Origin of the sequence: Paenibacillus sp. GbtcB18, from assembly GCF_019091125.1 — a bacterium.
Lineage (GTDB): Bacteria > Bacillota > Bacilli > Paenibacillales > NBRC-103111 > Paenibacillus_F > Paenibacillus_F chitinolyticus.
The window spans coordinates 182,060-195,236 of the sequence record NZ_JAGXJX010000002.1; the positions used below are offsets into that span (position 1 = coordinate 182,060).

The 13,177-nt window shown below is 54.4% G+C and carries 12 protein-coding genes; 2 read left to right on the plus strand and 10 right to left on the minus strand.

The genetic code is table 11. From position 1 onward, the window contains the following. Positions 1-22: 22 nt before the first annotated feature. The 7 genes from hslV to KVT34_RS06105 form a co-directional block, all read right to left on the minus strand. Positions 23-574, minus strand: coding sequence for an ATP-dependent protease subunit HslV (hslV, locus tag KVT34_RS06075; RefSeq protein WP_009674471.1), 552 nt, complete (start codon positions 572-574; stop codon positions 23-25). Positions 575-733: 159 nt separating this feature from the next. Continuing rightward, positions 734-2,068: an FADH(2)-oxidizing methylenetetrahydrofolate--tRNA-(uracil(54)-C(5))-methyltransferase TrmFO gene (trmFO, locus tag KVT34_RS06080; protein WP_217557566.1), complete on the minus strand. Its 1,335-nt coding sequence runs from the start codon at positions 2,066-2,068 to the stop codon at positions 734-736. Between the two features lie 35 nt (positions 2,069-2,103). Further along, positions 2,104-4,200, minus strand: coding sequence for a type I DNA topoisomerase (gene topA, locus KVT34_RS06085; RefSeq protein ID WP_217557568.1), 2,097 nt, complete (start codon positions 4,198-4,200; stop codon positions 2,104-2,106). Positions 4,201-4,270: 70 nt separating this feature from the next. Continuing rightward, positions 4,271-5,383 carry a DNA-processing protein DprA gene (gene dprA, locus KVT34_RS06090; protein ID WP_217557569.1) on the minus strand — a complete coding sequence of 371 codons (1,113 nt, stop codon included), beginning with the start codon at positions 5,381-5,383 and terminating at the stop codon, positions 4,271-4,273. 122 nt (positions 5,384-5,505) lie between these two features. Next, positions 5,506-6,438, minus strand: a complete 933-nt coding sequence (sucD, locus tag KVT34_RS06095) for a succinate--CoA ligase subunit alpha (RefSeq protein WP_217557572.1) — start codon at positions 6,436-6,438, stop codon at positions 5,506-5,508. A 62-nt stretch (positions 6,439-6,500) separates the two neighbouring features. After that, complete coding sequence (gene sucC, locus KVT34_RS06100; protein ID WP_042232873.1) at positions 6,501-7,661, minus strand: ADP-forming succinate--CoA ligase subunit beta; 1,161 nt, start codon at positions 7,659-7,661, stop codon at positions 6,501-6,503. Positions 7,662-7,972: 311 nt separating this feature from the next. Then, positions 7,973-8,233, minus strand: a complete 261-nt coding sequence (locus tag KVT34_RS06105) for a hypothetical protein (protein ID WP_217557574.1) — start codon at positions 8,231-8,233, stop codon at positions 7,973-7,975. A 165-nt stretch (positions 8,234-8,398) separates the two neighbouring features. Between KVT34_RS06105 and KVT34_RS06110 the strand changes: the two genes are divergently transcribed. Together KVT34_RS06110 and KVT34_RS06115 are read left to right on the plus strand one after the other, a co-directional pair. Then, entirely contained in the window at positions 8,399-9,994 is a 1,596-nt protein-coding gene (locus KVT34_RS06110) for a YifB family Mg chelatase-like AAA ATPase (RefSeq protein ID WP_217557576.1), read from the plus strand. Positions 9,995-10,108: 114 nt separating this feature from the next. Then, the gene (locus tag KVT34_RS06115; protein ID WP_217557578.1) at positions 10,109-10,270 is read left to right on the plus strand and encodes a hypothetical protein; all 162 of its coding nucleotides are present in this window, start codon (positions 10,109-10,111) and stop codon (positions 10,268-10,270) included. Between the two features lie 46 nt (positions 10,271-10,316). On the opposite strand, the gene KVT34_RS06120 is transcribed toward KVT34_RS06115, so the two are convergent. Genes KVT34_RS06120 through KVT34_RS06130 form a run of 3 tightly spaced genes read right to left on the minus strand, consistent with a single transcriptional unit; the run spans position 10,317 to position 13,160 of the window. Then, positions 10,317-10,691, minus strand: a complete 375-nt coding sequence (locus KVT34_RS06120) for a YraN family protein (protein ID WP_217557580.1) — start codon at positions 10,689-10,691, stop codon at positions 10,317-10,319. 1 nt (position 10,692) lies between these two features. Then, positions 10,693-11,067 (minus strand): EscU/YscU/HrcU family type III secretion system export apparatus switch protein, encoded by a 375-nt coding sequence (locus KVT34_RS06125; protein ID WP_254634629.1) that lies wholly within the window; start codon positions 11,065-11,067, stop codon positions 10,693-10,695. Continuing rightward, a complete protein-coding gene (locus tag KVT34_RS06130; RefSeq protein ID WP_217557582.1) occupies positions 11,064-13,160 on the minus strand; it encodes a hypothetical protein in 2,097 nt (698 codons plus the stop codon). Before KVT34_RS06130 ends, KVT34_RS06125 begins: the two co-directional genes overlap by 4 nt. Positions 13,161-13,177: the final 17 nt, after the last annotated feature.

Genomic DNA, 13,177 nt, shown 5'->3' on the forward strand with positions numbered 1-13,177 from the left:
GCCTATTGCTCGTCGGTCGGCGTTATATTTCTTCCACAATAATATTGTGATTCGTAAACACGCAAATATCCGCGGCCATTTCAAGCGATGCTTTCGCAATGTCGGCTGCGCTCATGTCGGTTGCGTAACGGGAGAGGGCGCGGCCTGCCGCCAGGGCAAAACTGCCTCCCGAACCGATTGCAACGATGCCGTCATCAGGCTCGATAATTTCCCCGTTGCCCGAAATGAGCAGAAGCCCGTGTTCGTCCATCACGATCATCATGGCCTCCAGTTTGCGCAGTACACGGTCGGATCTCCATTCCTTCGCCAGTTCTACGGCCGCCCGCTGAAGATTTCCGTGATGCTCCTCCAGCTTGCCTTCGAACTTCTCAAACAAGGTAATCGCATCCGCGACAGACCCCGCAAACCCGGAAATCACTTTTCCCCGGTACAAGCGCCGCACTTTCTTCGCTGTGTTCTTCATAATCATGCTGTTGCCGAAAGTCACTTGGCCGTCTCCGGCTATCGCCCCGCGGCCGTCTTTACGGATGGCGAATATCGTGGTGGCATGAAAAGTCGCATTTGTCGGATCCATAGTTCACCTCTCGATTCTTTTCCGAAGCTGCTTGCTGCGAGAGAACGGAAAATAAGAAGCAGCAGCAAAAGGTTGTTTTGATGCTGCTTCCGGAGTTTGATTTAAAGTGGTTGTGTACAGCGTCGTTCAAAACAACTTAATCGTAACACAGCCGCACTTTCACTTACAAGTTGACTGGACTGTATTTTGCGAAAAATTCTGAATAGTCTCAATTGCCCGTTCCGCAAGCTTTTCGTACTTCATTTTTTTATTGCGGATTTTTTCGCCCAGCGGCGGGAAAAGACCGAAGTTGGCATTCATCGGCTGAAAATGTTTAGTGTCCGCAGTGGTAATATACTGCGCCATGCTGCCAAGTGCGGTTTCCAGCGGAAACTCCAGGCAGTCCAGCCCCTGAGCCAATCTTCCAGCGTTGATACCGGCGATCAGGCCGGATGCGGCCGATTCGACATATCCTTCTACTCCGGTCATCTGTCCGGCAAAGAACAAATTATCCCGGTTTTTGAACTGATAAGTCGGTTTCAGAAGGCGCGGGGAGTTGATGAAGGTATTGCGGTGCATAACCCCGTAGCGTACGAATTCGGCGTTCTCCAGACCCGGGATCATTTGCAGAACCCGCTTCTGTTCGCCCCATTTCAGATGCGTTTGAAACCCGACAAGATTGTACAGCGTGCCCGCCGCGTTATCCTGACGAAGTTGAACGACCGCGTAAGGAAGCTCGCCCGTATGCGGGTTGATAAGACCTACCGGCTTCATCGGGCCGTACAGAGCGGTTTGTTTGCCGCGTTTGGCCATCACTTCGATCGGCATACAGCCCTCGAAATAGATCTCTTTCTCGAACTCCTTTACTGGCGCCGTTTCGGCCGTGATCAACGCTTCGTAGAAAGCATCGAATTCCGCCTCCGTCATCGGGCAGTTCAGATAAGCGGCTTCTCCTTTGTCGTACCGGGAAGCCAGGTACACTTTGCTCATATCAATAGAGTCTTTCTCAACAATCGGCGCGGCCGCATCATAGAAATACAAATATTCTTCCCCCATAAGCGCCTGCAGGCTTGCAGACAAGTCCGGGGATGTAAGCGGACCGGAAGCCACAACAGTAATCCCGTCCGGAAGTTCCTTAAGCTCCTCGGTGCGCACTTCAATGAGAGGATGATTACGGAGGGTATCCGTGATCTCCCCGGAGAAGCCGTCGCGATCCACCGCCAGAGCGCCTCCAGCGGGCACTGCATGCTTGTCGGCACTGGAGAGGATGAGTGAGTTCAGCTCCCTCATCTCCTGCTTCAGAACGCCTACCGCGTTCGTCAGGCCGTTCGCACGCAGCGAGTTGCTGCACACAAGCTCGGCGAATTTATCGGTAATGTGTGCCGGTGTCTTCCGCACCGGACGCATTTCGTACAATACAACGGGCACGCCCTGACTGGCGATTTGAAAAGCCGCTTCACTTCCTGCCAGACCGGCACCGATTACGGTTACTTTTTCTTTTTGTCCTGCTGTCAATGTTTACACCTCTAGTTCAATCGTTAGCAATCCGATCAGCCTTCGTCGTTTGCTTCATCTTTTACTTCTTCTTTAAATCCGCACTCTACACACTGGTGATTGACGGATGTTTTCGTCCGCTTCTCGATCATCATAGAGCCGCAGTTCGGGCAAGGCTGGGCAACCGGTTTGTCCCAAGACACGAAGTCACACTCGGGATAATGGTCGCAGCCGTAAAAAATACGGCCCTTTTTGCTCCGGCGTTCCACGACTTTACCTTCCTTGCATTTCGGACACGTGACGCCGATATCCTTGACGATCGGTTTGGTGTTGCGGCAGTCCGGAAAACCGGAGCAGGCAAGAAACTTGCCGAAGCGTCCCATTTTATAAACAAGATGCTTACCGCACTTCTCACAAATTTCATCCGAAACTTCATCCTGGATTTCGATTTCCTTCATTTCTTCCTCGGCGAATTCCAGCCGTTTTTCGAAAGAACTGTAAAATTCGTCGAGAACTTTGACCCAGTTTTCTTTGCCTTCGCCTACGTGATCAAGCTCTTCTTCCATCTGCGCGGTAAATTCCACATCCAGAATTTCGGGAAAAAACTCGCTCATCAGTTGAATGACCAGTTCTCCCAGCTCGGTGGGCACGAACTTCTTCTCCTCGATGGCCACATATCCCCGCTTCTGGATCGTTTCAAGCGTCGGAGCGTATGTACTCGGCCTGCCGATGCCCAGTTCCTCGAGAGCGCGTACGAGACGGGCTTCCGTATATCGCGGAGGCGGTTGGGTGAAGTGCTGTTTCGGTTGAATTTCGTTGGAAACGACCTGATCTCCGGATTTAAGCGGAGGAAGCAATTTGTCTTCTTCCGTCGTACCGTCATCGTTGCCTTCCACGTATACTTTCATGAAACCCGGAAACTTGAGTTTGGAGCCGACCGCCCGGAAAACCGCGTTTCCGACGTTCAGGTCGATGGTCATCGTGTCCAGCACGGCGGACGACATCTGGCTCGCAACGAAACGTTCCCATACCAGCTTGTATAAGCGGAACTGATCCCTAGACAAAAATTCCTTAACGGAATCGGGATCCCTCGTTACGGAAGAAGGACGAATCCCTTCGTGCGCATCCTGAGTGTTGGAGCCCTTCTTCGTATAGACGCGCGGTGTTTCCGGGTAAAAGCTCTCCCCGTATTTACCCAAGATATATTCCTTGGCTTCTTCCTGGGCTACTGGAGAAATCCGGGTGGAATCGGTACGCATATAAGTAATTAAACCGACCGTACCTTCCTTGCCCAAATCAATCCCTTCATATAACTGCTGCGCTACGGACATGGTTTTGGCCGCACGGAAATTTAGTTTCCGGGCCGCTTCCTGTTGAAGCGAACTTGTAATGAATGGCGGCGAAGGATTGCGAAGCCGTTCTTTCTCTTTCACTTCCTTTACGACAAAAGGGGCTCCTTCAATCGCTTTCAGAACCGCTTGAACTTCTTCCTCGGAACCAAGCTCTTTCTTGGCGCCGTCCATGCCGTGAAATTTCGCTTCGAAGTTGGCTTTGCCTGCCTCGAGCATGGCGGTAATGGTCCAGTACTCTTCGGGAACGAAAGCCTTGATTTCGTTTTCCCGGTCCATAATGAGTTTGACGGCTACGGATTGGACGCGTCCGGCGGATAAGCCCTTTTTGACTTTCTTCCATAGAAGAGGACTAATCTTATATCCCACAAGCCTGTCGAGTATACGCCGGGCTTGCTGCGCGTTCACCAGATCGATGTTGATCGGCCGCGGTGTTTTGAATGCGTCTTTGACCGCCTGCTTCGTAATCTCATTGAATACGACGCGGCAGCTATCGGTATCGTTTAACTCCAGATAGTGCGCCAGATGCCAGGCGATAGCCTCCCCTTCGCGATCCGGGTCAGCTGCGAGATAAACTTTTTTCACTTTTTTGCTGGCATCCTTCAATTCTTTCAAAACGGAGCCTTTACCGCGGATCGTAATGTATTTCGGTTCGAAGTCGCGTTCAACCTCTACACCGATCTGGCTTTTCGGCAGGTCCCGAATATGACCCATCGACGCTTTTACAATATATTTGCTTCCCAAATATTTACCGATCGTTTTGGCCTTAGCCGGTGATTCCACAATCACTAATGAGTCTGCCATCGGTCGAATGCTCCTCCCCTCAGTGTCATCTGCTGCTGCATGTATAACATCATCGTTTTTAATAGAAATTTCATATGGAAACGTAAGAAGAGCCTGGAAGCTCCGCTATCACCTTTTTCAATAGCAAGGATAGCAGAACTGAATGCAAATGTCCAAACGTAAATTGAGTCTGCTCCAGGAGGACGTCAATGGGGACAGGCACGCTCGACAACAATCGATAAAGGATAACCTCGTCTTCTGTCAACTGTTGTTCCGGTGAAGGTAGTGTACCCTGTTGAACGGAAACTCCCATCTGTCCACTCTGAGTGGACAACAAATGCGTATATTCTTCATAAATGTCCCGGGGATCCGTCACCATTTTGGCCCCCTGCTTAATAAGCGATAGCGCTCCTCTGCTCTTGGGGGAATGGATGGGACCCGGGACGGCAAACACATCCCTTGATTCCTCCAGGGCAAGATCCGCCGTAATTAGGGAGCCGCTTCTCTCCGCCGCCTCCACCACGATTACGCCGAGACTGAGACCGGCAATCACGCGGTTGCGCAGCGGAAATAATCCCGGGTGCGGAACCGTACCGAGCGGGTATTCGGACACGGCGAGACCTCCGGAGGCGATGATTTCTTCATGCAGTCTCGTATGCTCCGGTGGATAAATCCGGTCCGGCGGCACACCGAGAACGGCAATCGTTCCGCCCGCTCCGTCTTTGGCCCCGTGGTGAGCCTCCGCATCAATGCCCCGCGCCAAACCGCTTACAACAACAAAACCCGAGGCCGACAACGCCAGGCTGAGTTCCCGCGCGGCTTTCCGCCCGTAGGCGGTCGGTGTCCGCGTGCCGACGACCCCAAGGGCCGGTCTTTGCAGAACCTCCTGCCGGCCTCTGCAGTAAAGGACCCACGGAGGCTGAGCGGTTTCTTCTAGAAGCCGCGGGTAACCGGGATCGAAGCGGGTCAAAATTCCGATGCCAATCGATTCGTACTTTTCTAATGAAGCTTCAATTTTAAATGGAGTCAATTCATCTATTAACCGCTGGATTCTAGCTGCCGGAATGCCAAGCCTGGCGTAGTCGCCGGCTGACCAGAGCAGCAAATCCTTCAAATCGGAACAGGAGCGGACCAGCAGATCAATGGTCTTCCATCCCACTCCGGTTATGCCGTGAAGCCCGATAAGTACAGAGCGATTCTCCATAGTATAAAACACTCCCTTGTCATTCACAAATTTTACAGACCTAAACAAAAAAACCTTCCAATTCCCAAAGGGAACTGGAAGGTTGCTTACCATCCATAAAAGCGCCGAAACCGGCAGCTCTATTATTTTTTAGTGATGCATTTTTCCAGCAGGCCTTTTTCTTCCAGGACGCTCACGAGAGTCGAGCCCATTTCGGAAGGAGTCGCCGCTACGCGGATACCGCAAGCTTCGAGTGTCGCCACTTTCTCAGCCGCCGTACCTTTACCGCCGGAAATGATGGCGCCCGCGTGGCCCATACGTTTTCCCGGAGGCGCTGTTTTACCGCCGATGAAGCCGACAACCGGCTTCGTCATGTTCGCTTTAATCCACTCGGCCGCTTCTTCTTCAGCGGAACCGCCGATTTCACCGATCATGATAACTGCATAGGTGTCCGGATCTTCGTTGAACAGTCGAAGAATGTCGATAAACTCGGAACCTTTAACCGGGTCGCCGCCGATACCTACTGCGGAAGACTGGCCGATGCCGCGAGTTGTAAGCTGGTGAACCGCTTCATACGTCAGGGTACCGGAGCGGGATACTACGCCCACATGGCCCGGAGTATGAATGTAACCCGGCATAATGCCGATTTTGCATTCGCCCGGTGTAATAACGCCCGGACAGTTCGGTCCGATTAGACGAGTGCGTTTGCCTTCCATATAACGGGCAACTTTCACCATGTCAAGAACCGGAATACCTTCCGTGATACAGATGACAAGATCAAGATCCGCATCAACGGCTTCCATGATGGAATCGGCCGCGAAAGCCGGAGGAACGTAAATAACGGATGCCGTGGCACCTGTCGCGTCCTTCGCTTCTTGTACGGTGTTATAAACCGGAAGAGTAACGGTAGAGCCGTTTTCAAGCGTGAAATCGACTTTCGTGCCGCCTTTTCCCGGAACCGCGCCGGCTACCATTTGCGTACCATATTCAAGACCGCCGAGTGTATGGAACATACCGGTCTTACCCGTCATGTTTTGGGTAATGACTTTTGTGTTTTTATCGATCAAAATAGACATGGTAATTATTCACATCCCCTGAATTTTTTGAAGAAAAGAAAGCTTGTACTCACTGACCGGAATTACTTAACAAGCGCAACGATTTTCTGTGCGCCGTCAGCCATCGAATCCGCGGAAACGATGTTCAGTCCGGATTCATTCAGGATTTTCTTGCCGAGATCCACGTTGGTGCCTTCCAGACGAACGACAAGCGGACGGTCCAGACCCAATTCCTTGGCTGCAGCGACAACGCCTTCGGCAATAATGTCGCATCTCATGATTCCACCGAAAATATTGACGAAAATACCTTTTACTTTCGAGTCGGAAAGAATGATTTTGAACGCTTCGGTAACTTTCTCTTTCGTAGCACCGCCCCCTACGTCAAGGAAGTTAGCCGGGTCTCCGCCGTAGTGCTTGATGATATCCATCGTAGCCATGGCAAGTCCTGCCCCGTTAACCATACAGCCGATATTGCCGTCAAGGGCGATGTAGCTGAGGTCATATTTGGAAGCTTCGATTTCCTTCTCGTCTTCTTCTTCGAGATCGCGCAGTTCCAGAATGTCTTTGTGACGGAAAAGTGCGTTGGAATCGAAGTTAAGTTTCGCGTCAAGCGCCATTACGTTGCCGTCGCCGGTTACGACGAGCGGATTGATTTCGGCAATGGAGCAATCTTTCTCAACGAACGCGGTGTAAAGGGCAAGCATGAACTTAACCGCTTTATTCACGAGTTCTTGAGGAATTTTAATGGCATAAGCCAGTTTGCGAGCTTGGAAAGCTTGCAGGCCGATTGCCGGATCTACGATTTCTTTGAAAATTTTCTCCGGAGTGTTAGCCGCAACTTCCTCGATGTCCATACCGCCTTCTTCGGAAGCCATCATCGTAACGCGGCCCGTTCCACGGTCGACAACTACGCCTATGTAGTACTCTTTCTTGATATCGCAGCCTTGCTCGATGAGCAGGCGTTTAACTTCCTTGCCTTCAGGACCTGTTTGGTGAGTAACCAGCACCTTGCCCAGGATTTGCTCCGCATAAGTCCGGACTTCGTCCAGATTTTTAGCTACTTTCACGCCGCCCGCTTTACCGCGGCCGCCTGCGTGAATTTGCGCTTTGACAACTACGACCTGAGTGCCCAGCTCTTTAGCTGCTTCGACCGCTTCATCCACGGAAAACGCCACTTTGCCCTGGGGTACGACAACGCCGTACTGCTTCAGGACTTCTTTGCCTTGATACTCATGGATATTCATTTGCAAATCCTCCTAAACGTATTGTTTCTCCCTGTATGCACGAAACCTCAATCAAGCTTCGAATCTATCCGCATAATCAACGTAGGGTATTCGCCGTTTGACAGGGGAAATCCTGCCCGGCTCTTTTTGGGTCCGGACAAACATTTGCCATCGATAATTGTATCACTTTTTGTCGACAGTTTCCTCTCTTTTTAAAAAAGAAATCGTTTTTTCTAATTGCTCAGGAAATCCTTAACTCCTCTTCCACCCTCTTCATGAAAAAAGCACTTCCATCCCCGACCGGTTCCGGAAGCGCTTGAATCCACACCTGCCTATACGTACGTCGGGTTGACCTGGGTCACAGTACGGGGCTCGCGCTCCGCCTGCTTGACAAATCGCATCTCGTTACCGACAAAGCTGCATACTTGGCACTGTATCGTCGGCTCGCTCTGGGCAATCTCGTTCGCTTCACTGGATTCCGTAACGACTCCCGTGAGAGCATCTTTCACAAAAGGCTGCGAATAGCTGGTCATCAGACTGAACTTGATCCGGTTGGAACGGCAGTTCGGACAGAAATACGGTTTATCCTGCATATCAATCACCTCGGAGTTAGTATGACCAATTATCCGCAGCTAAAAGATCATTTTCATGTTTGGGTATTTTTGGTATACTATCCAAATAACCATGAAATAACAACGAAACGGATCATAAGGAAGCACCTTTGACCTGACCAATGCAAAGGGAGAAGGTGTTTTTACATGTATGGTAAAGTAACCGGGGCATGCCTGCACGGAATCGACGGAATCTGCATCGAAGTCGAAATCGATATCGCAAACGGGCTCCCGCAAATCAACGTGGTCGGACTTCCCGACACCGCCGTCAGAGAATCGATCGACCGTGTACGCTCCGCCATCAAAAACTGCGGATTTCAGTTTCCTCTTGAGCGCATTACGGTCAATCTGGCCCCGGCCGATCTGAGAAAAGAAGGCGCCTCCTTCGACCTGGCCATTGCGGCCGGCATCCTGCTGACAAGCGGTCAGATTGAGCTTCCCGGCATAGGCGATTGTCTGCTGGTCGGAGAACTGGCGCTTGACGGCGGTCTCCGCCCCGTACCGGGGGTGCTGTCCATGGTCGATGCCGCCCGGCGGAGAGGAATCCAGCGCGTTCTGCTGCCCTTGTCCAATGTGGATGAAGCCCGCCTGATTTCAGGGACTGAAGTCCAGGGGATAAGCAGTCTGAGCGAGCTGGGGACTCCTTGCAAGCGCGGCCTGAAAGCCGACGACGCATCCCTCTCGGAAGCCGAAGCCGCTTCAAAATCCTTCTCCTGCGAAGTTCTCCCCGCCCGTCCCGATGTCCCTGCCGAGATGCACGGCCCCGTGGCAGCGTCCGATGATTATGCCGATGTGATTGGGCAGCATCATGCCAAGAGAGCCATCATGATTGCTGCGGCCGGTATGCACAATCTTTTATTTATCGGTCCCCCCGGCACGGGCAAAACGATGCTGGCCCGCCGGATTCCCGGTATACTTCCGCCTCTGTCCGACGAAGAAGCGCTTGAGGTGACGAAAATTTACAGCGTATCGGGAAAATTGGGCACGATCACCCGGTTTATGCGGCAAAGGCCCTATCGTTCGCCTCATCACACCGTTTCGGCGGCCGGTCTCATTGGCGGCGGCTCCATACCGAAGCCCGGCGAGGTAAGCCTGGCTCACCAAGGTGTCCTTTTTCTGGATGAGCTTCCCGAGTTTTCGCGGAGCGTGCTGGAAGTGCTGCGCCAGCCGTTGGAAGACCGTAAGGTAACCATAGGGCGGGCACGCGCCTCCTTCACCTTTCCGTCCGGCTTCCTGCTTGCCGCATCCATGAATCCCTGCCAGTGCGGATTTTACGGAACCGAAACTGCCGAACAAAGCTGCATCTGTTCCCCGCTTAAAATCAGACAGTACAAAGCGCGCATTTCGGGACCTCTCCTTGATCGGATTGATCTGCATGTAGAAGTTCCCCGGCTGGATTATACCGCCATGACCGACAAGCGCCCTTCGCTTTCCTCTGAAGACATGCGCCGGCAGGTACTTGCCGCTCACCGAAGGCAGCAGCTTCGTTATGAAGGCAGTTTTATGCGCTTTAACGCGGAGCTTGGCGGCAAATGGCTCCGTAAATACTGTGTACTGCCGCCCGAAGCCGAAGACCTTCTCCGGCAGACATTCGACCGGCTCCGCTTAAGCGCCCGGGCACATGACCGGATTTTGAAAATCGCGCGGACGATCGCGGATCTGGAAACAAGCGACGGAATTACTTACGGACACATTGCCGAAGCGATCCAATATAGAAATCTGGACAAATCTTATTCCCTCTAACGGGGAGATGCTAGAGATCGTCCCGGAAGCGGTGGGGCTTTTTAGAGACTCTAACGCGATACAGCCGTCCTTACAAAATCACGCAAAATACCCGCAAAAACGAAGCCCATACACGTGACTAAAATTCGCTGCAACCTTATCCGCATGCCAAGCAACTTGCGATTGATCATCGTCAATGCGGCGTTTCATCCGGCCCGCAGAGATTCCATGCGGTACGAACATGAAAAGGCGCCCGTTCAAGCGACGGGCGCCTTTTTTCACGATTATCCTGTTTAACCGGCCTTCAGTTTCGAACAGAACTTATGAACTTCAAACCGTTTATTCAAAACGCTCCCGTCAGGTGCTCCAAACGGTTAAACTCTCCTTCAGGCGTCAGCTCGACCGTGATCACGTCAAACCTCGTCCTGCGGTCGCTCTGCTTGGCGGCATACAGGTACATTTGTGCGATCTGACGCACTTTCAGCTGTTTCCGGGCGTCTACGGATTCTTTCGCCGTACCGAACCGTCCCGTAAGTCTGCGCGTACGCACTTCGATAAAAACAAGCCGATCTTCCGTCTCGGCTATGAGATCGATCTCGCCGGATCGGCAGCGCCAATTCCGGGCGACAACCTTATACCCTAAAGCGGCTATATGCTCTTCCGCCCTCTGCTCGCCGTAACGGCCCAGATCTTTTCTGGATAAAGGCGAAAACGCCATGTTACAGCCCCTTCCGCTGACTGTCTCTCATTTCCTTAATCCGGTTGTCCGACCGGTAAATGTAACTGAGCACCTCGGCGACAAGCTGATAGAGCTCCCCCGGAATTTCTTGATCAAGCTCCAGCTTCGAGAGTACTTCCACAAGTGAAGCGTCTTCCTGTACGGGAACTCCGCTCTCTCTTGCCTTCTCGACAATCGCCTCGGCGACTTTGCCTTTCCCTTTTGCAATGACCGTAGGCGCTTTCTGCTCCCCGGGCGCGTATTTCAGGGCAACCGCTTTGCGGATCGCATGGGTCCCCGCACCTTCTCCGTCAGCCGTTTCCTTAGAGGGACCTGAGTTTGGCGGAGTCTGGCCTTGCTTGGCAGAAAAATTCATATGCGCAGATCCACTCCCCGGTAGGCTTCTCCAGGCACGATGGTATCCATCATAACCGCACTTAGGGAAGAGCCGGAATCCCCGCCCGTGAAACTTCCCGACGCCTTCGGATATTCCGCTGTTTTCATAGAGAGAAACTGATAACCCAGTTTATCCAAGGCGGCTGCAATCTCTTCTTTGGAGCCGTTCAGCAGCTCGCCGATTATCGGTTCGTCATTAAACACTTGCAGACTGACCATTTTATTCATCACACCGACGTCCACTAGTGTGTGGCCCATCGATTTCATTTGCAGGTCGAACAAAAGACGGCAGTTCTCGGCATCCAGTTCTCCGCGTTTGCCCTTGCGGGATTGGATGTGAACGGCTGCCGTGGGCTGCCCGTCCGCGCCGAGAAGCGGGACAAACAGCGTCACGTGCGTAAACACCCCGTTGCGGTCCGGCGAAAGCAGCAGCTGCTGCCCGGTAATCTGCTGTAAAGCCTGCTGGGCCGATTCCCGGATCGGAGCCGGAAGATCATCGGCCGCCGTCAGCTGAAGCAGCAGGCTCTTGAGCGTCTCGGCGCTGTCCGCCTTGAGCGCCGCAGCCTGCCCTTCACCGGCGGCGGCCAGGTGTGCCCCGCCTGCGTGTGCGGGGGTGCCCGGCTGCCTCAGGAGCCGGCTCTCGTGGTCGACGCCCACCGCCCGCAGCAGCTCGCGCACCCAGCCGCTGTCGGCCGCCGGGCGCTGTTCGCCCGCAGCGGACGCACGTGCGGCGTCCGCCTCGGTTGCGCCGTTCGGGCTGGCGGCTGCCTGCGCCGCGCGGGCATCGGCCGCCGAACGCGGCGCGCTTGCCGGCAGCCCGGGCTGCGGCTGGGCTGCCGGGGCGTCAGACCGCGCGACGCCGCTGGCAGCCGTGCCGGGCGACGCCTGTGCAGGCGGCTCCCCGCCCGCTGCAGGCGTCAGCCCTGCCGGACCGCCGGCAGGCGTGCCCGGAGCCGCGGCCGGAGCGCCGCCGCCCGCTTGCACCGCTGTCTGTCCGGCGGACGTGCCGCCGGCAGGCTGCGCCTGCGTGCCTGGCGCGGATGTACCCGCAGCAGGCCGGCCCGTTCCTTGCGGCAGCTCTGCGGCAGCGCCAGCCTGCATACCCGCGGCAGACGGCGTCAGCCTTACGCTGCCATCAGTTGGTGCTCCTGCCGCGGTCTGCGGCAAGCCCGATGTCCCCGGCAGCACCTGGCGGCCTTGACCCGCGGCCTGCGCAGTACCGCCGCCTCCATCGGGACGAATTCCTCCCGGCTGGCGTGTATCCGCCTGCGCTGCGGTTCCCGTACCGCCTCCGGAATTTGCCGCAGGCGTTCCCGCTGCAAGTCCCGGCTTGCCGGTTCCGTTTTCCAAAGGGGACCCTGTTCCGTTCGAGACCGGTTTCCCCCCCACCTCCGCTGCCGTATCCTGCATCGTCCGCAAAACATCGGCTAACTGCCGGAGTAATTTTTCTCCGCTGCCGTTCGTTCCTTCGGCCAGGCCGCCGTTTTGCAGCAGCCCGCTTAAAGTCTGAGCCAGATTTTGCAGCGTTTCTCCGAAAGGCTTGCCAAATAAAGCTTGGTGAATGGCTCCTACCGTATCCGCTGTCAAGGGAAGACCCTTGCTTACGGCCACGCCCACCGCCTGCACCCACTGCTCGGGCTTCACGGAAGCCGGAATCCTGCTCATGACCTCCTGGAGCGGCGCTGCCGCTTCCTTCGTCAGCGGGATACCCTGCTGCTTCATCATCTGGACAAGCTCGCGGTTCACCGCCGTATCTTTTAACCCCGTCTGCTTCAGCATTTGTCCGATCTCTTCTTGTGTCGCCGGCACAGCAGGTCCCGCTGCGGGTTTAAGGACGACCTGTCCGCCCGTACTTTCCGGCTGCACCTGCAGCCATGCGGTCTGCCCCGGCGCCAGAGGCGTTTCCAGCTTGGCCCTCACTTGTACGCCGTCGATAGACATCTGGGCTTCCTGATTATCGTAAACCTGCAAAACCACACCCTTGACAACCTGTCCGGGCTTCAACTCCAATGTTTTGGGCTCCGCCGCCTGCATGCCGCCGGCCAAACCACGAATCAATCCGCTTATGTTCACGCCGACCCGCCTTTCGT

Coding starts and splice junctions, on each gene's coding strand:
- sucC (WP_042232873.1), bottom strand. CDS start 7,661: ATGAATATCCATGAGTATCAAGGCAAAGAAGTCCTGAAGCAGTACGGC.
- KVT34_RS06110 (WP_217557576.1), top strand. CDS start 8,399: ATGTATGGTAAAGTAACCGGGGCATGCCTGCACGGAATCGACGGAATC.
- KVT34_RS06125 (WP_254634629.1), bottom strand. CDS start 11,067: ATGAATTTTTCTGCCAAGCAAGGCCAGACTCCGCCAAACTCAGGTCCC.
- hslV (WP_009674471.1), bottom strand. CDS start 574: ATGGATCCGACAAATGCGACTTTTCATGCCACCACGATATTCGCCATC.
- dprA (WP_217557569.1), bottom strand. CDS start 5,383: ATGGAGAATCGCTCTGTACTTATCGGGCTTCACGGCATAACCGGAGTG.
- KVT34_RS06105 (WP_217557574.1), bottom strand. CDS start 8,233: ATGCAGGATAAACCGTATTTCTGTCCGAACTGCCGTTCCAACCGGATC.
- topA (WP_217557568.1), bottom strand. CDS start 4,200: ATGGCAGACTCATTAGTGATTGTGGAATCACCGGCTAAGGCCAAAACG.
- KVT34_RS06120 (WP_217557580.1), bottom strand. CDS start 10,691: ATGGCGTTTTCGCCTTTATCCAGAAAAGATCTGGGCCGTTACGGCGAG.
- sucD (WP_217557572.1), bottom strand. CDS start 6,438: ATGTCTATTTTGATCGATAAAAACACAAAAGTCATTACCCAAAACATG.